This is a genomic window from Bacillus sp. MT94 (assembly GCF_058792475.1).
Genome location: NZ_JBXAEZ010000004.1, coordinates 434,119 through 453,901, shown reverse-complemented (window position 1 = coordinate 453,901; position 19,783 = coordinate 434,119). Strand labels below are relative to the sequence as shown.

Annotated in this window: 10 protein-coding genes; 6 read left to right on the top strand and 4 right to left on the bottom strand. The window is 34.9% G+C overall.

Annotation, left to right across the window (positions count from 1 at the left end):
• Positions 1-52: 52 nt before the first annotated feature.
• The 3 genes from AC1Q51_RS17440 to map all read right to left on the bottom strand — a co-directional run bounded on the left by AC1Q51_RS17440 (position 53) and on the right by map (position 13,195).
• Entirely contained in the window at positions 53-1,453 is a 1,401-nt protein-coding gene (locus tag AC1Q51_RS17440; protein WP_090978307.1) for a M28 family metallopeptidase, read from the bottom strand.
• Between the two features lie 489 nt (positions 1,454-1,942).
• Entirely contained in the window at positions 1,943-11,623 is a 9,681-nt protein-coding gene (locus AC1Q51_RS17435) for a SpaA isopeptide-forming pilin-related protein (RefSeq protein WP_151527114.1), read from the bottom strand.
• A gap of 777 nt (positions 11,624-12,400) precedes the next feature.
• Entirely contained in the window at positions 12,401-13,195 is a 795-nt protein-coding gene (gene map / locus AC1Q51_RS17430) for a type I methionyl aminopeptidase (protein WP_100910518.1), read from the bottom strand.
• A 157-nt stretch (positions 13,196-13,352) separates the two neighbouring features.
• Between map and AC1Q51_RS17425 the strand changes: the two genes are divergently transcribed.
• Genes AC1Q51_RS17425 through AC1Q51_RS17410 form a run of 4 tightly spaced genes read left to right on the top strand, consistent with a single transcriptional unit; the run spans position 13,353 to position 16,716 of the window.
• Positions 13,353-14,255, top strand: a complete 903-nt coding sequence (locus AC1Q51_RS17425) for an ABC transporter ATP-binding protein (protein ID WP_090978303.1) — start codon at positions 13,353-13,355, stop codon at positions 14,253-14,255.
• Entirely contained in the window at positions 14,252-14,986 is a 735-nt protein-coding gene (locus tag AC1Q51_RS17420) for an ABC transporter permease (protein ID WP_090978301.1), read from the top strand. The genes AC1Q51_RS17425 and AC1Q51_RS17420 overlap by 4 nt, the downstream gene beginning before the upstream one ends.
• Positions 14,987-16,117, top strand: a complete 1,131-nt coding sequence (locus AC1Q51_RS17415) for a sensor histidine kinase (RefSeq protein ID WP_090978299.1) — start codon at positions 14,987-14,989, stop codon at positions 16,115-16,117.
• A complete protein-coding gene (locus AC1Q51_RS17410) occupies positions 16,114-16,716 on the top strand; it encodes a response regulator transcription factor (protein WP_492331620.1) in 603 nt (200 codons plus the stop codon). The genes AC1Q51_RS17415 and AC1Q51_RS17410 overlap by 4 nt, the downstream gene beginning before the upstream one ends.
• A 39-nt stretch (positions 16,717-16,755) precedes the next feature.
• On the opposite strand, the gene AC1Q51_RS17405 is transcribed toward AC1Q51_RS17410, so the two are convergent.
• A complete protein-coding gene (locus AC1Q51_RS17405; protein ID WP_090978295.1) occupies positions 16,756-18,507 on the bottom strand; it encodes a M4 family metallopeptidase in 1,752 nt (583 codons plus the stop codon).
• A gap of 168 nt (positions 18,508-18,675) precedes the next feature.
• On the opposite strand from AC1Q51_RS17405, the gene AC1Q51_RS17400 reads away from it, so the two are divergent.
• Together AC1Q51_RS17400 and AC1Q51_RS17395 are read left to right on the top strand one after the other, a co-directional pair.
• Positions 18,676-19,533 (top strand): helix-turn-helix domain-containing protein, encoded by an 858-nt coding sequence (locus AC1Q51_RS17400; RefSeq protein ID WP_090978293.1) that lies wholly within the window; start codon positions 18,676-18,678, stop codon positions 19,531-19,533.
• Between the two features lie 88 nt (positions 19,534-19,621).
• On the top strand, positions 19,622-19,768 hold the full coding sequence (locus AC1Q51_RS17395) for a quorum-sensing peptide PapR (protein WP_016079631.1): 147 nt from the start codon (positions 19,622-19,624) through the stop codon (positions 19,766-19,768).
• Positions 19,769-19,783: the final 15 nt, after the last annotated feature.

The following is a 19,783-nucleotide window of genomic DNA, read 5'->3' as shown; positions in this document are numbered from 1 at the left end:
ATATTTTTTCTCAATAAAAGACCACTGATAAAAATCAGTGGTCTTTTATTGATTAAGCAGCTTTCTGTTCAGTTTGAGTAACAGGTTTTTGAAGCGAGTTATAAACCCCTGTTCCGATAACGTCTAATGCTATTTTCATTCGTTCAGGTGAAATATTTTCTAATACGTTATCTTGAGGTGTATGGTATACCTTTTCAATATGATAGATTAATGGATTCCAACTATCGACACCCATCCAAATAAATAGAGCAGCAGGAATACCAGCTTCAGCAAATGGAACATGATCACTAGAACCGAATTTACCTTGTAGGACGAGGTCATTATTTAGTTGTTTACCTGCTTGCAAGGTAGCATCTGTTACAAAGTTTGTAGAGCCATCAGGTGTCATAGCGTATAAATTCTTTGCTTTATCATAATTTGTTGCAACCATGTCTGCGTTAAAGACACCTAAAATTCGATTGCGTTCTTTTTGGGATAGACTATTAACGTAATAATCGGAGCCAAGTAAGCCAGTCTCTTCAGAACCAAAGGTAATAAAACGAATTTCCTTATCAGTTTCTACATTTTGAAAAGCACGAGCTAGTTCTAATACTAATCCAGTTCCAGAAGCATTATCATTTGCGCCAGGTGCTCCGACAACACTATCATAGTGCGAACTTACAACGACTGCTTTTTCATTACCGGTACTCTTTTTTGGTTTCTTTTTGGCGATAACATTTAGAGATGTTAATTTAGATTCATGTCTCGCTTTTAGGGAAAGAATTGTTGTCCCTTTTTTAGCGATTTCTTCTTTAAATGCATTTCCTTGCGCATAAGCAAGACCAAAGACAGGGATAGATTGCTTTTTCGTTAGGCGGGGATTGAAGGTTTGTCCATAATTTCCGCGTCCGCCAATTAAACTGTATAAAAGAACACCTTTTGCACCTTTGCTAACAGCATTTTCAACTTGTTTATTATAGTCTGTAATTGTCGTTCCTCTTTCAAATAAAACAATTTTACCGTTTACTTCATTTGGAATATCTTCTAATTTTGTCCCACCTTGAACAAAGATAAGGGGAGCTGTAACAGCTTCTGTAGAAATTAGTGAATTAGGAGCAGCACCAGCTTGCCAATTACGTTTTATTGACAGTGGTGATTCAATGAATCCAACGTACTGATCGGGAACCTGAAATGGCTGATATTCTACTTCATAGCCCATCGATTTAAGCTGCATACCAATGTAACGAGAAGCCCATTCTTCGGATTTTGTTCCACCGGGTCGAGGACCAATTGTTTCAGATAAGAAACGAACATGTTCAATTGCGCGGTTTGGATCAATCTGTTTTGTAATAGATGGAGTTTGTGTAACCTCTGACGTGGAATCCGCTTTTGCTTGCCCAATTGGAGCTAAGCTAACAGCGAGTGATACAGCAAGCAAAGAGCTTACTATTTTTTGTTTCAATGATTTTCTCATTTTTTCCTCTCCTATTCTTCTATTCTCTGTGACTGACAAAAGAAGACGGATAATGACTTTATTTTACCTTCGCGTCTTTTGTTTTTCAATATTCTGACATTGAGAAATAAAAACAATATATGCATATTTGCATATTTTTGAGGAAGATATGTATGCTATCATTTTAAACGAAGGTTCGCTTTCTACTCTGAAAGCTCCTACATTGCATGAATCTAGTGTACCCAAACTTTAGATTATGTAGAGAAATGGAACCACTGTAGGGTTTCATTTCTCATGTTTGAATCAGTTGATGGTAATTATGTTTCCGCATTTCATAATTATTATCAGTGATATATGTAAGGCATCCATATGAAAATAAGAGGCTGTTCAAAGGTTTTCCGTACTTTTGGGCAGCCTCACCCCGTTAAAAGGACGATACTTTATGTATCGTCCTTTTTGTATAAAAAAACATCCAATCAATTGAGAGATTGATTGGATGTAAAAACATTATTAATAATGTTTTTTGCGTTTTGTAGCTAAAATACTTAATAATCCAGCTAGTAGAAGGACGATACCTACTGTTTGTGTAGGGTCTTCTTTATGACCTGTATTTGGAAGGTGTTTATCCGTATTTCGATCATCTTGCTGTTTGTTATCTGTTTCATTTGATGTTTCTTCGGAAGTTCCGTTTTTGTGTTTCTCAGATGTTTCATTGCCTTTGTTTTCTTCTTTATTTGGAGGAGTAACTGGCTTGTCATCTCCACCTGACGAAGATTCAATCTTTTTATTTGAAACTGTAATTTGTAGTGGTGTAGCTTGGGCTTTATCAATTGTAAAGTTTATTGGTGATGCATCTAATTGATAGCCTTTAGGAGCCTGTGTTTCTACTAATTGATAATTACCAGGTTTCAAATCATTTACGATTACTTTTCCGTGTTGGTCTGTTTTTAAACCTTCTCGGATGATTTTTCCATCTTGGTCTAAAATATTGAAAATGGCACCTTCAAGTGTTCCATGGTGATCAATATCAACTTTAGTTAACTCAATTGAACCTGTTGTTAAACTATTTAAAGCTGTAACAGAGGTAATCTGAGATTGTCCTTTCGTAATTGTGAAAGGAATTGGTTTAATGTTTAAATCATAGCCAGTTGGAGCTTTCGTTTCAATGAACTGATAATCTCCTGGACGTAAATCAGAAACAGAAATCTTACCATCTTTATCAGTAGTTAAATCAGAATGAACATCCTTACCGTTCATATCTACAATTTTAAAGATAGCCTCTGCAAGAGTAGTACCATCGATGTCATCAACTTTAGTTAATTCAACTGCGCCTTTAGTTAAGCTGTTAGTAGCAGTAACAGAAGCTTTAGCAGTTTGACTCTTTTCAACAGTAAACTTGATAGGATTTTGGTTTAAGTCATAATGCTTAGGAGCTTTCGTTTCAATAAACTGATAATCTCCCGGACGTAAATCAGAAACAGAAATCTTCCCATCTTTATCAGTAGTTAAATCAGAACGAACATCCTTGCCGTTCATATCTACAATTTTAAAGATTGCTCCTTCAAGAGTAGTACCATCGATGTCATCAACTTTAGTTAATTCAACTGCGCCTTTAGTTAAGCTATTCGTAGCAGTAACAGAGGCAATTTTTTCTTGGCCTTTTTTAACTGTGAACTTAATAGGTGTTTTGTTTAAGTCATAGTGTTCAGGAGCTTTTGTTTCGATAAACTCATAGTCTCCTGGCGGTAATTCATCCACAACTAAACGGCCGTTTTTATCAGTAGTTAAATCGGTACGAACATCGTGTCCATCCTTATTAACAATTTTAAATACTGCACCTTCAAGTGTTGTGTTTTGCTTGGCATCATCAACTTTAATTAACTCAACACTACCTTTCGTTAAGCTATTAATAGCTGTAACGAAGACATGCTTTGTTTGACTTCTTTCGATTGTAAACTTAATTGGTTCTTCATTTAAGTCGTAATGTTTAGGAGCTTTTGTTTCAATAAATTGATAGTCTCCTGGTTGTAAGTCTTTAGCGATGATTTTTCCGTCTTTATTGGTAACTAAATTCGTACGAATGTCGTTACCGTTCAGATCAGTAATTTTAAATACCGCACCTTCTAGCATTTCTTTCTTATCTATAGAGTCAACTTTCGTTAATTCCACGCCACCTTTTGTTAGGCCATTCTTAGCAGTAACAGAAGCGTGAGTTAGTTGACTTCTTTCGATAGTGAAGCTAATAGGTGTTTTATTTAAATCGTAATGCTTAGGAGCTTTCGTTTCAATGAATTGATAGTCTCCTGGGCGTAAGTTCGTAGCAGTAATCTTACCATCTTTATCAGTAGTTAAATCAGTGCGAACAATTTTACCTTTCGCATCGATGATGTTAAACACTGCATCAGAAAGTTTTGTATCTGGATTTATATCATCCACTTTTATTAATTCTACAGCACCCTCAGTTAAGCTATTTGTAGTAGTAACTTGGAGCTTTTCTTTTTGGCTTTTCTTAATTGTAAACTTAATAGGTGTACTATCTAATTTATAGTGTTCAGGAGCTTTCGTTTCAACAAACTGATAGTCCCCAGGACGTAAATCAGAAACAGAAATTTTTCCATGTACATCTGTTGTAAGCTCAGTACGAATCTCGTTACCATTCAGATCAGTAATTTTAAATACCGCATCTTTAAGAGCAGTACCATCTACATCATCCACTTTAGAAAGTTCCACAGCGCCTTTCGTTAAGCTATTTGTAGCTGTAACGGAGATAGGATCAGCTTGGCTCTTTGTAATTGTGAATGGAATTGGCTCTTTGTTTAAATCGTAGTGTTTCGGAGCCGTTGTCTCGATGAATTGATAATCACCAGGACGTAGGTCAGAAACGCTAATTTTACCTTGTTGATTCGTAACAAGATTTTTGCGAATTACAGTACCATTCATATCCACAATTTTAAATACTGCGCCTTCAAGAGTAGTGCCATCGACGTCATCCACTTTAGAAAGTTCCACGCCGCCTTTTGTTAAACTATTTTTCATAGTAACGGTAGCAATATCTTTTTGGCTTTTTTCAATTGTAAATATAATTGGTTTTTTGTCTAAATCATAGTGTTCAGGAGCCGTTATTTCAACGAATTGATACGTACCAGGACGTAAGTTTTCGATAACGATTTTACCTTCACTGTTTGTTTTTAAATCTGTTTTAAGTACTTTGCCATCTTGATCCAGTAAATTAAATACCGCATCAGCAAGTTTTGTTTGAGTGTTTAAATCATCAACTTTAAGTAATTCGATACTACCTTGTTTTAAGCTATTTGTAGCAGTTAAAGAAATAGCTTTCTTCTGTCCTTTTTCAATAGTGAATTTGATTGGTGTTTCATCTAAAACGTAATGCTTAGGAGCTTTCGTTTCGATAAATTGGTAATCACCAGGACGTAGGTCATTAATTTCGATTATTCCTTGTTCATTTGTAACAAGGTCTTTATGAACTACATCACCGTTCATATTAACAATTTTAAATACTGCATCTTTAAGAACAGTGCCATCAACATCGTCTACTTTAGAAAGTTTAACTGCACCCTTTGTTAAAGCATTTGTAGCAGTGATATGAAGAGTTTCAGTTTGGCTCTTTTTAATTGTAAATACGATAGGTTTTTTATCTAAATCGTAATGTTCAGGAGCAATTGTTTCAACGAATTGATACGTACCAGGACGTAGGTTTTCAACAACAATTTTACCTTCATCATTTGTTTTTAAGCCTTCTTTAACTAGCTCTCCGTCTGCATCTAATAAATTAAATACGGCGTTAGCAAGTTTTGTAGTTATATCAATATCGTCAATCTTTGTTAGTTCAACGCTACCGTTTTTCAAAGCATTTTTGCCTGTAACATTGATCTCTTTCGTTTGACTTCTTTCAATTGTAAATGGAATCGTTGTTTCATCTAATACATAGTGCTCAGGAGCTTTTGTTTCAATGAACTGATAGTCTCCAGGGCGTAAATCAGAAACAGAAATTTTACCGTTTTTATCTGTAACAAGATTCGTATGAACTTCCTTACCATTCATATCCACAATCTTAAAGATTGCACCTTCGAGCATCGTACGATCGATGTCATCAATTTTTGTTAATGTTACTGCACCTTTCTTTAAACTGTTAGTAGCAGTAACAGTAATATTCTCTTTTTGACTTTTTTCGATAGTGAATGGAATAGGGTCTTTGCTTAAGGTATAGTCTTTTGGAGCTTTTACTTCAATAAATTGATAGTCTCCAGGACGTAAATCAGAAGCAGAAATTTTACCGTTTTTATCAGTTGTTAAACCTTTGCGAATTACCTTTTTAGTATCATGAGCGTCAACGATTATAAATTCTGCACCTTCAAGAGTAGTGCCATCAACATCATCAACTTTTGTTAAAGTGACGCCACCTGTAAGTAAACTATTTTTTACAGTAACAGGGATAGGAAGATCTTCCTTACTACCTTTTTTAATTGTGAACTTAATAGGTGTTTTGTCTAATTTATAATGTTCAGGTGCTTTTGTTTCGATAAATTGATAATCCCCTGGTGCTAAATCAGGAATAACTAACACTCCGTAATCATCTGTTGTTAAATCTTTCATAATTTCTTTGCCAGTTGCATCTTGCAATGTGAATACAGCGCCGGCAAGAGCTTTACTACTTTCCACATCATCTTCTTTAATAAGTTTAACTTTTCCTTTCGTTAAACTATTTTTAAATGTAAGTGGAAGGAGTTTTTGTTGTCCTTTTTCGATTGTAAATTCAATTGGTTCTACATTTACATCGTAATAAGTTGGAGCCTTTGTTTCGATAAGCTTATAGTTACCAGGACGTAAGTCATCTACAACTAGCATTCCTTTACTATTCGTAACAAGGTCCGTACGAACATCTTCATTAGTATCTCTATTAACGATTTTAAATACTGCACCTTCAAGTGTTTCCTTTTCATCTGCAGCATTCACTTTTGTTAACTCAATACCGCCTTTTGTTAAGCTGTTTTTAGCGGTAACAGTAGCCTGAGTTGTTTGACTTTCTGTAATCGTAAATTTAATTGGTTTTGTATTTTTGTCGTAATACTTCGGTGCTGTTACTTCGATAAATTTATAATCGCCAGGGCGTAAGCCAGTAGCGATAGCTTTACCATCCGCACCAGTTTTTACATTTTCGCGAATAACTTTCTTTTCATCATTTGCATCAACAATTTTAAATACAGCACCTTCAAGAGCTGTACCATCGATATCATCAACTTTTGTTAATTCAACATCTCCTGGTTTTAAAGCATTTTCAGCTTTCACAAGTAGAGTTTCTTTCTGACTTCTATCGATTGTAAATTCAATAGGTTCTGCTCGTAAAACGTAATGTTCAGGAGCAGCTATTTCAATAAATTTATACGTACCAGGACGTAGGTTACTAACTTTAACTTTACCGTGTTTATCAGTAGTTAAGTTAGTGTGAGGGGAAACGTCATTATTATTTGTATCGACAAGTTTGAATACAGCACCTTCTAGTGGTTTTTTCTCACCAAACTCATCAACTTTTAATAATTCAACCTCGCCCGTTTTTAAGCTGTTATTTGCCGTAACAGTAGCAAGAGCTTGTTGGCTTTTATCAATTGTAAACTCGATAGGGTTTGTACTTAACGTATAATCCTTAGGAGCTTCTGTTTCGATAAATTTATAAGCACCAGGCTCTAAATCTTTAACGGTAACTTTTCCATCTGAACCTGTTTTTATATTTTCACGAATTACTTGTTTCTCGTCATTCGCATCGACAATTTTAAATACAGCACCTTCAAGGGCAGTGCCATCGACATCATCGACTTTCGTTAAAGTGACACCACCTTTAATGAGGTGATTTGTCGCTGTAACAGTAAGTGCTTTCTGTTGGCTCTTTTCAACTGTAAATTTAAGCGGTTTTTTATCTATTTCATAATGTTCAGGTGCTTTTTCTTCAACAAATTGGTACTCTCCAGGAAGTAAATTTTTCGCTTCGATTTGTCCGTTACCATTTGTCGTTAATTTGGTATAACCAGGAATTCTTTTGTTATTTCGGTCCCGTACACTAAATACTGCACCTTCTAAAGTATTACCCTCTTTATCAACTTTTGTTAGGATAACTGAGCCTCTAATCAAGTTGTTTTGGGCCTCTTTATTAATTACTGTTGTTTGATCTTCCTCGATTGTAAATTCAATAAGTCGATCATCTAATTGATAATGCTCAGGAGCCTTTATTTCTTTTAAGTAGTAAGTTCCTGGTTTTAAATTATCTACAGTAATTTGTCCTTTATCATTTGTTATTAATTCTTTATGTTCAGGAATGACATTATGGTTTTGATCAAGCAGAGAGAAAACTGCATTTTTAAGCTTTTCTTTGTTATGAGCATCAGTCTTTGTAAGTACTACTTTTCCAACAAATTTCTCGTTTTTAAGAGTATATGTTGTAGTTTCTTCTGCACCAAGCTTAACAAGTTTACCTGCTTTTAATTCTTTACTAATGACATAGCCATCAAGAGTTTTCATTTCTCTAAGCAGATATTCATCGCGTTTTAAGTTGTTAAACTGAGCGATACCATTGTCGTCTGTTGTAATTGTTCGAATAGCAGTTGTACCTGTGCGATCGAATAAAGTAAATACTACGCCAGATAAAATTTTATTTGGATCTGCATTATCTACTTTTTTAATTTGAAGGTTTCCGCGTCCCTTAGTAGCAGAACCGCCTCCAGATCCAGAAGATACTTTAACTACTATTTCTTCAATTTTTTCAGTTTCTGTTAATTTCAAACTATTACCAGTAATCTTCGCTTTATTGCTTACCTTTTCATTATTGTCTGCATTAATGAGTGAACGGTATTCTAAAATATAAGCTCGATCAATAGTATGAAGAAATTCAATTGTAAATTGTTGTTTCCCCGTATTGTTGTCTGTTGTTATTTTGAGTTTATAGTCTTTTCCTTCTTTTAATTCGTTTGTTGTATCTTTCGTTAAAGTGCCATCCACGGCTACTGTTGTCCCATATAGGTGGAATGACTTTTCATCGAGAATTTGATTGTCTGTCGGATCGTCTGTTACGACAGCATTTTCAATCGTTGATTGACTTGCATTAATAGAAACGCTCCAATCAATGTACTTGTCATTTTGTTTTGCTTTTTTCGTAACGCCGCTACCACCATTTTTGATCTCGAATGCACCATGAATATTGGCGATAGTTTCCGATCCATCTTTTAATTTGGCGTAATTATCATAGCGCTTATTAATTTCTTCACCTGCAAGTGAAGTTTTAAAGCTGATATGGTACGCTGTTTTAATTTCATTTTTAAAATGAATCGTTAATGTATTTTTATTATCTTTCGTTGCATTTTCTACCGTATATTCGTCAGGGGAAACAAGTGCCCCTAATTTATAACCGTCTGCACCACCAGTTAATTCCATATGATGAATCTCAATGGAGTCTGGTATAAGTTTTTGATTGTTTTCTAGTACGTCAACGATAGAAGGGTCTTTAATAGTCCTGTTATTATAGTTAAACCCTATGTCCCATTTGATTTCTTTCGTTTGGGCATTGTAAGAACCGTATTTAAATCCGTTTCCTTTTGTATAGCCGTCAGGATTGAATCTATCATGAGATTTACTATTTTTATCGTTCCCATTTATATCTTTCCATGATAACTCAGCTGTATTTTTGAATGATTTATTATCATCCTTTTTAGATAGAGTCTCGTAATTAAAGTCTGTTGTGTACGTGATGGTTAAAGTTTTATCCATATTAGACTTATAACTACCAGCTAGTGTTACTTTGAATCCGTCAGCTGTTACATCAAGTGTGTAATCAGAGTCTAATTTCAGTTCAGTTGATCCATCAGTAATTTTGAAACTATCTTTTTGTAATGTAAGTCCACTATAGTCAAACGTATCAGTGATAACAGCATCATTTAACACGTAATTGTTATCATTTACAATAATTGTCCATTTCGTTGTTTTCTTATTGTAATCTGTATCGTTTGCATTTTTATTATGTTTCTTTATGATGTTTTGTTGTTGTAATGTAACTTTGTTTGTTTTACTCCATTTTCCATCTGCAATAATTGTATTTTCGATTTCGCCATCTTGTATAACATCATTCTTGGCTTTCGATGTATAAGTAATCACATAGGCACTATTAATATCTTCATTAAATTGTAAATCAAATCCCTCATCGGTTTCTTTTACAGTAAAGTTTGTGGCGTTGTCACCTGTAACAAGTTTTCCGTTATTATCATAAGAAGCATTTTTAACCACGATAGAACTTGCATCAACTTTATGAGATTTGTCCAAGATGTCTTTTAAAAGCGCATCAGATTGTTTAATATCTCTTTGGTCACCGTTGAAAGTAATTGTCCATTCAATTGTTTGTGTTTTTGGATTATATTTACTAGTTTTCTCTAGATGTGTACCGCGTGAAACAGTTACAGTTGCATTTGCGGATACATCTCCTTGATTCTTGCTGGATACTTTTGCTTCATTTTTGAAACTAGTAACACTTTCGTCAGTAATTTTTGTCGCATATTCAATTTGATATGCTTTTTTCGTTTCATTTTTAAAAGCGATATTTAATTTATCGGAGGATGAAGTGAGTGTATATTCTTCTTTACTAACTTCGGCTCCACGAGTCGTTTTCCCGTTAATATCTACTTCTAACTCATAAACCTTAATAGAATCTTCATTGAGACTGGCTCCATTTGGAATATTGTCTTGGAAGACAGCGTTTGTAAGAATGTCTTTTGTTTTGTTCATTTCGACTGTCCAATTGATTTGATTCGTATTAATCGGTCTATCAGGTATACCTTTTTTATTCATAGATTTCTTTACATTAGGTTTGAAATCAAGCTCGATAATAACATCTTGTTCTTTAATTGGGAAAGGAATTTTTTGTTCCGTAGTCCCTTTAATTTTTGTTTTATTGAATTCCGTACCAACTTTTAAATGACCATCTATATTAGGATTGTCTTCAACGTACTCGTTAAAAGTCATAGTTACTTTTCCGTTTAAGTCAACAACGAACGTCCCAATTTCATGTCCTGTTCCATCAACTAAAGGCTGTGTAATGGTGTTGTGGACGATAAAATATTCCGGAAGTTGGAAAATATAGTAATCTCCCTTTTTTACTTTTAATGATTCTAAAACTTCCCATGTAAAATCGATATTGGCAGCAGAATCAGGATTTGGACGATTATCTGTATCATTAAATGGTTTTCCGTCTTTATCTGTTAATTTTACGCTTGTTAAAATATTTTCTTTAATTTGCTTAGGTGATGGGTCTGGATTTTCAACAGGTTGCCCTGTTGTGTTATCACCAGGGTTCTCAGTAGGTTGCTGTGTCCCGCCATCTTTTGGCTGTTCAGTAGGCTGCTGAGGATTCCCGTCTTTCGGCTGTTCCGCAGGTTGCTGAGTGTTCCCGTCTTTTGGTTGTTCCGCAGGTTTCTGCTGTGTCTCACCATCTTTTGACTGTTTCGCAGGCTGCTGAGGATTCCCGTCTTTTGGTTGTTCCGCAGGTTTCTGCTGTGTTTCACCATCTTTTGGCTGTTCAGTAGGTTGCTGTGCGTCACCGTTCTTTTGCTCTTCGGTAGTCTGCTTAGCATCATCACTATTAATAGTAGGTGAAGTAGGATTATCTACTTGAACAGGAACTGAGATAGTCTTAGCTACTGTACCTAGAGGGAAAGTGAGTGGGACGGCTTTTATGCCAGGTTTTAAATCTGGATTGAATACAGTGTCAAATTTAATTTTTCCCTTAACACCTTTTGAATCTTTTACTGAATCGTTAAAGACTATTTTCATTTTGTTATCGTTTGCTGTAACAAAATATTGACCAATAATTTGTTGATCTGCCATTAAGTTTCCTTGTTGGTCATTTTTTACTTTTAATGCATTAGGTATTTGAAGAACTGTTGCATCTTTTTCTTGTGCAATTTGATGATCTTTTATTGACCAAGCATATTCTAGGTGAATGATTGATCCTATCTTTATTAAGTTTTTAGGATTTAATGCTTCGTCAATAATATGATTCGTTGCATCTTTCATTTCAACAGTGTCAAATAAGGAATCTCCTGTTAAGGTTTCCGCTTTTACTTGATTGTATGGAAAACTAGCAAGTTGCGAAAATAGTACGAATACAATTAAACATACATTGAAAAGTTTTTTCATTTTTCCTCCTCTGAACATTCATTTGTCCATTGGGGACTTATTCCACATGAACAAATGGAATATTAAAAGTATTTGTTATAAGCTATTTATTTTTGCTATCCCTCCGTTTCTATACGCGTTCTCAGACAAGTAGGATTATGTTCAAAGTAAAATTGTTTAACGTAAAACACAATGTATATTTACACAGTTCTATGGAAATATACACAATTCGACAAAAAATGTCGAAAAAAATACTGATATAAAGAATGATATCAGACCTTTATATGTGAGATAGTTTTCATGTATATCTAGTAAAAAAGAATGGTTATAAAGGTAAGTTTTACGATACATACTAACCAATGTAGTGTATCCCTTTGTGAAGGCTTATTTTTGCCTTAAAGTTATGTGGAGATAAAAAGCTAGATAGGGTTGGTTTTGGTCAGAATGAAGACAATATGTACTTTGAAAATAGTCATTTATTTTGTCTAAAGAGAGTTGTGCGATTAGTGGACCGAAGTTGAAAGATGATAGTTTCTTACATTGTTAGAGGAATATAAGAATTACAGAATATTCGACTAACACGTTACTACGGTCATTTTTGAGACTGTTTAAACAATAAGAAAGAAGGTGTTTTACTCCTTAGTTACAATATCTTTTTAGTAAAGATAAGCTTAAGTAACCTCCGCTAAAGATTATATACTTAAATGATAAAGAGTTCAACAGTATTTCACATATTTTCCCAAAAATAAAAACGGCTGTTTTATGTGGAATAAATCTACAAAACAGCCGTTTTTGGTATTAGATTTCTGTTAAAATTATTGGTTCGCCGCGCGTTACGACAACGGTATGTTCACATTGTGCAACAAGACTTTTATCAGGTGTAACGAATGTCCAGCCGTCGTCACCACGTTCAATAATATGATCAGCTTTCATAGAGATGAACGGTTCTACAGCGATAACAAGACCGTCTTTTAGAAGCGCATTATCCATTGGATCATAGTAACTTAAAATGTGATTTGGTGCTTCATGTAAGCTAAGACCAATGCCGTGACCAGTTAAGTTTTGAATAACATTGTATCCACTTTTATGTGCAAAGTTTGAAACAGCACGACCAATTTGATTTTGTTTTGAGCCAGCTCTAACCTTTTTCATTGCTGCCCAAAATGCATCAACCGCTGCTTGGCACAGCTTTTCTTTTGCTTCGTCTTCTCCAAGAACAAATGAGATACCTGTATCTGCATAATAGCCATCAAGTGCAGCAGATACATCGACGTTTACTAAGTCGCCTTCTTTTAATACGCGATCTCCTGGAATACCATGAGCAACTTCCTCATTTACACTAATGCAAGTTACACCTGGGAAATCATATTCTTTTTCAGGTGCAGAAATAGCACCATGCTCATCTAATACTTTTTTACCGATCAAATCAAGCTCTTTCGTTGTCATACCTGGCTTCGCTTCTTTTTTCATTTCTTCACGTGCAAGCGCAACGATGCGGCCGATTTTTCGTAAGCCTTCTAAATCTTGTTCATTACGAATAATCATGAAAACCACTGTCCTTCCTCGAATATATATCTTAACCGATTGTATCATGTTTATTTTCGTCCTGCTACTCGCTTGCGGTATGCAGCTTGATTCCTCTCATAAAGAATACATGACAATTGTCATATCGATGTCATGACGCATCATACTGTTTCCTAAGTTTTCCAAGTAATACAATGTAAATATAAGAAACAGCGGGGGTGGAGAGATGGAAAAGATTATTGAAGTAAATGGTGTTTCTAAAACATTTAAACATAAAAACGCAGTAAATAATGTTTCATTTCATGTAAATAAAGGGGAAATAGTAGCGTTACTTGGTCCGAATGGTGCGGGGAAAACAACGACGATGTCGATGATGCTTGGATTAAAGGACCCAACAGAAGGTAAGGTCTTTATATTTGGAAAGAGTCCAAAGCATAGAGATGTTCGTAATAGCCTCGGTGCGATGCTGCAAGAAGTAAGTGTCATTGATAGTATTACAGTCGAAGAGGCAATTGAGTTGTTCCGTAGTTATTATACGAATCCGGTAGAGAAAGCAACGTTATTACAGCTATCAAATTTAGAATCGGAGCGAAAGCAAAGATGTGAGAAGTTATCAGGTGGGCAAAAAAGAAGGTTGAATTTTGCGCTTGCACTTGCGGGAAATCCAGATTTGTTATTTTTAGATGAGCCGACAGTCGGAATGGATATTACGTCTCGAAGAATGTTTTGGGAAACGATTCGAAAGTTAGCAAGTGAAGGGAAAACAATTATTTTAACGACGCATTATTTAGAAGAAGCAGATGCTTTAGCAAATCGTATCTTATTATTTGCGAACGGAAAGATTATCGCAGATGGTACACCAGACGAAATGAAAGCGACGATTTCGCGAAAAACAATCACATTTTACTCGAAGGAAAGCATTCCTACAAAATTACTAAAGGAATTACCAAATGTAACAGAAGTTAAGTCAAACGAAGGACGCTTCATTTTAACAACAGAGGATACGGATGCAACTTTAAAAGCCATTTATCAAAGGAGTTTACCTGTAACAGATGTTTCAGTTGAACGTGGAAGCCTTGATGAAGCATTTGAACAGTTCGTCGCAAATCAGAAGGGGGAAATCGCATGAGAGCGTTATGGATGCAGTGTAAAATAGAAATTTTACGTACATTTCGCAATAAATTATTTATCTTTTTCTCATTATTAATGCCTGTTATGTTTTACTACATTTTCACAAATGTTGTTCAAGTACCACAAAACGGAGATGCGTGGAAAGCACACTATTTAATTTCGATGGCAACTTTCAGTATTGTAGGGACTGCACTCTTTAGTTTCGGTGTGAGACTTTCTCAGGAAAGAGGGCAAGGATGGACACATCTTTTGAAAATCACACCACTTCCAGAGGGTGCGTATATAACTGCTAAAATTATTGCCCAAACAGTGGTGAATGCTTTTTCAATCTTAGTTATTTTTATAGCAGGGATATTGATTAATCATGTTGAGTTAACAGTAGAGCAATGGATTGGTGCGGGGTTATGGTTATTGTTAGGGGTAACACCATTTTTAGCATTAGGAACAGTAATAGGTTCCATTAAGAAGGCGGACGCAGCTGCTGGCTTAGCAAATATCTTAAATATGAGTTTAGCTATAGTTGGCGGGTTATGGATGCCGATTGAAGTATTCCCCAAAATATTAAGAACGATTGGTGAATGGACACCGACATACCATTTCGGAAGTGGTGCGTGGGATATTGTAGCTGGAAAATCAATTGGATGGGAAAATATCGCGGTATTAGGAGGTTATTTCCTTATATTTGTTGTAGTATCAATATATATAAGAAAAAGACAGGAAGCGGTATAAATGATAGAGAAGAAGAGGATTGAGATTTTTCCGAAACATATGGGATTCTTCCCGTATATGTGGTTTGTTTATCTATTATTTCCAATTTATCACTTAGCGCAGGCATCAGGATGGAAGCTTGTAATAGGAAGCGGTATGTTGATAATTTTTATCGTCACATACCGTCAGCTTTATTTTGTTCAGAGGACGTTTGTTTTTTGGGCGTGTATTCAAATGGTACTCATCTTTTTATTTGCTTTATTTTATAATCCTTTTATGATATTTTTTGGCTTTTTCACAGCAAGTGCGATGGGATTTGCGCCAAATAAGAAAGTATTTCGAGTGCTGTTATGTTCGTTAGTTATCATGCTTGGAGCATTTTTATTTGTAAATATGAATCAACTAACAACTACAAGTTTAGTAAATATCGTTCCGATGTTTATTTTAATGCTTCTTACGCCATTTGGTATGCGCAATTTTAATCAGAAAAAGATGTTAAAGAACCAACTGAATGAAGCAAACGAGCAAATTAAAGACTTAGTAAAACGTGAAGAACGGCAGCGGATTGCAAGAGATCTTCATGACACATTAGGACATACGTTATCTCTTATTACTTTGAAAAGCCAGCTTGTAGAGAAGTTAATTGTGAAAAATCCGGAGCGTGCAAGTGTGGAAGCGAAGGAAATTACACAAACGTCTCGTACAGCCTTAAAACAGCTGAGAGAATTAATTTCTGATATGCGTATGATTACGGTAGAAGAAGAGCTAGAGCAAATAAAAGCGATCTTACAAGCAGCTAATATTGAATTAGAAGTGAGGCAAGAAGCCAGCTCGAGTTCGTTATCACCAATTGAACAAAATATTGTCGGGATGTGTTTACGTGAGGCTGTTACGAATGTTGTAAAACATAGCAAGGCAACGCGGTGCACAGTTTCTGTATTAGAATCGCAAGGTGAGCTGATTTTGAAAGTAAAAGATAACGGAATCGGTTTAACAGATCAAAATCATGATGGAAATGGTATCCGCGGCATGAAAGAACGAATTGCTCTTATTGATGGATTTGTTGAACTAGGTACAATCAATCCAGGGACGTTGTTAACAGTAAAAGTTCCAGTTGTAATTAGAACAGGAAAAGATGAGGTGAGGGCATGATTCGAATTATTCTTGCAGAAGATCAACGGATGCTTCGTGGTGCATTAGGGGCCCTACTTGATCTAGAAGATGATATCGAAGTAATTGGGCAAGCGGCAAACGGGGAAGAGGCGCTAAAATTAATTAAATCGTCAAAACCGGATGTAAGTATTATGGATATTGAAATGCCGATTCAAAGTGGATTAGATGTTGCTGAAGCGTTAAAGAAAGAAAAATCATTATGTAAAGTAATGATTTTAACAACATTTGCAAGGCCAGGATATTTTGAAAGGGCAATGAAAGCTGGTGTGCACGGTTATTTATTAAAGGATAGCCCAAGTGAAGATTTAGCGGCAGCAATTCGTAATGTAATGAAGGGAAAGCGAGAGATCTCCCAAGATTTAATGTTCGGCCTATGGCAGGAGCAAAATCCGTTGTCAGATCGCGAAAAGGAAGTATTGTTGCTTGCGAAAGAAGGAAAGACGGCAAACGAAATTGCGAAGGCACTTTATCTTTCACCGGGTACAGTACGTAATTATATTTCTGAAGTATTAACGAAGCTCGACGCGAAAAATAGAATTGAGGCAATTACAATTGCGGAAGAAAAGGGTTGGATGTAAAAAGAAGGTTACCTATGAGAGGTGACCTTCTTTTTATACTTATTTTACTTCTATTACTTGATTTACTTTTTGTAATGACTTGTAACCATGTGCTTCAAATGCCTTTGCAAATTCATTTGATACGGCAGTGCCATATAGATCTTTTGCAGCTTGTACGATGTGAGATTGAAGTGATTCAAAGTCTTCAGCGGAAGTTGCGTAATTTTGCAATGCACGCATAACAACTTTACTTACTTTTTCATTACCTTGTTTTTGAACAGCAACACCGTTATATGTTTTACCTTCAGCTAATTGATATAATACGTGACTAATAATACCAGAATTTACGTGTGATTCTTGATTATTACCATCGTTATAGAAATCTTGTAAATTTGTATATAGTTTATGGCCGCCGTCACCAATTTCCCTTGGGATATCACGAATTGTTAGGCCACCTAATGTATCGCCCATAATCCAGTTTCCTTTATCTTTCTTTACGTAATATTCGATTTGTGTACCCCAGAAATCTGCTAATCCCTCGTTTAGTGCAGATGTTTCAGCGCTTGGATATCTCACGACTTTATTTTTCGTCGTGCCACTGAATACAGCATGTCCAAATTCATGAGCTGTTACATCAAGAGCTGATGTTAGTTTTCCGTCTAAACCATCACCAAATACCATTTGGTTCCAAGCAGGATGCCAAAATGCATTTACATAGTCTTCTTTTAAACCATCACTAACTTCAGTAGAATCAAAACCGTGTACACTAGCAACAACTTTTGAATCTTTATTGTCGTAACTTTTTAGATTATGTTCTTTCTTAAAGTAATCATAAATATCACTCATGTTCTTCATAGCGCCCGCGGCTTCTTTATCTGCAAAATTAGGAGTACTACTTGAAATTAGTGTCCCTGGATAACCAGCTTGACTATATCCCCCGAGGGAATCGGCGTAGTTTGCATTATAAATATAAATACCATTTCCGCGTGATAAATCGGCTAAATAAAATTTTCCATCAGTTCCTTTGGCAATATTGAAAGAGATGTTTTCTTGAAGTGCATTTTTCCCAGTTCCTTGCTCACTTGCAGGGGATAATCTAGGTGATGTTATTTGATTTATAGTCTTGTTCTCTTTGTTTTTTATGAATTTTTCTTGGAAAAGTACTTCGCCAGTTTTTAGATCAACGATAGCATTGCCGTTTATAATTTGTTCATTGTTTTCATAAGTAAATGTAATAACAGTTGCGAATGTATAATAGCCATCTTTTTTCTTATAAACAACGGTTTCGCTAGAGAATTCCGTCTCAGCTGCATCACTTGGAATTTGAACTATATCGCGTAATTTAGATTTCACTTCATTTTTCGACAAAAAATTTGTTATAGTAAGATTAGGTTGTTGATTTAAATTTTGAACAACTTTACCACTAACAGTTGTGATCACTCCATTTTTATCTACTTTTACAATGAGATCTTGGCCATATACTTTATAGTTTTTATATGTTTGTGCAAGGCGAACTTCGGTTTGATTTTCTTTGGTTTCTTTATTTGTAGGTTGGAAATCTACATTTTTTTCAGTAGTGACTTGTTCTTGTTGAGCTTTAGCCCCATTTACCTCACCTTTTAAATATTTTTTAGCAATATTTTCTTTCGTATCATTTTGAGGTTGTGTTAATTTCCCGATTGTTAAACCAGGCTGAGCGATTTCAACTTTTACTTCACTTTTGTCCAATTTTTGAGCATGAATAGCTTCTGTTGATAAAGGATAAAGAAGACCGAATGTAACGAAAGCACTGGCAAGTTTTCTATAATTCATCTATAACACTCCTAATCTATTATTATATGTGAGATGAATTGTATGAAAAATTTGCCGAATTTTATATATATTATGCATTATTTCATATCAAAAATTGTCGAATTCACATTATTGTAGTGGTATGACAACTTAAAAAATTAGATTGTTATAATGGGATGGTGAGTAAGTATGCAAGCAGAGAAATTAGGAAGTGAAATTAAGAAAATTAGAGTGTTGAGAGGATTAACACAAAAACAGTTATCCGAGAACATATGTCATCAATCGGAAGTAAGCAGAATTGAATCGGGTGCAGTATACCCAAGTATGGATATATTGCAAGGTATTGCAGCAAAATTACAAATTCCCATTATTCATTTTTATGAGGTACTCATTTATTCGGATATTGAAAGAAAAAAACAGTTTAAAGATCAAGTCATTATGCTTTGTAAGCAAAAAAGATATAAAGAAATTTATAATAAAGTATGGAATGAGCTGAAAAAGGAAGAATATCATCCTGAATTCCAGCAATTTCTTCAATGGCAATATTATGTAGCTGCTTACGTATTGAAAAAAGTCGATTACGAATATTGTATTTTAGAATTAAAGAAATTGCTCAATCAACAATTGACAGGAATAGATGTATATCAGAATCTTTATATTGAAAACGCAATTGCAAACATTTATGCTGAAAATGGCTATTTGAAGAAGGGTATTGATTTATTTGAACAAATATTAAAACAATTAGAGGCATTGCATGATAATGAAGAATTTGACGTAAAGGTAAGGTATAATCATGCAAAAGCATTATACTTAGATAATCGATATGAAGAATCACTTTATCAAGTAAATAAAGCGATTGAAATATCATGCCGAATTAATAGTATGGCATTAATTGGACAGCTATATTATCAAAGAGGTGAATGCCTAAGGAAGTTGGAGTATGAAGAGGCAGAGATTGAAGATGCATATAAGAAGGCAAGTTTCTTTTTTGATATATTAGAAATGCATGCATATAAAGAAGCGCTTGTAAATAAAATCAGCAGATAAACAACCTAAAAAGTGGATATGCATAATTGCATACAATGTGAATAAATTTTCATGATATATTAAAAGTAAAAAATGTGGGTGATGGAATATGAAGAAATTACTTATTGGTAGTTTATTAACGTTAGCAATGGCATGGGGTATTTCATTAGGTGATACAGCATTAGAGAAAAGTCAAATAATTTCTCATAATGATCAAGAGGTACAAGTAGCTGCAGATTTACCTTTTGAGTTTTAAAAAACAACCGCCTTA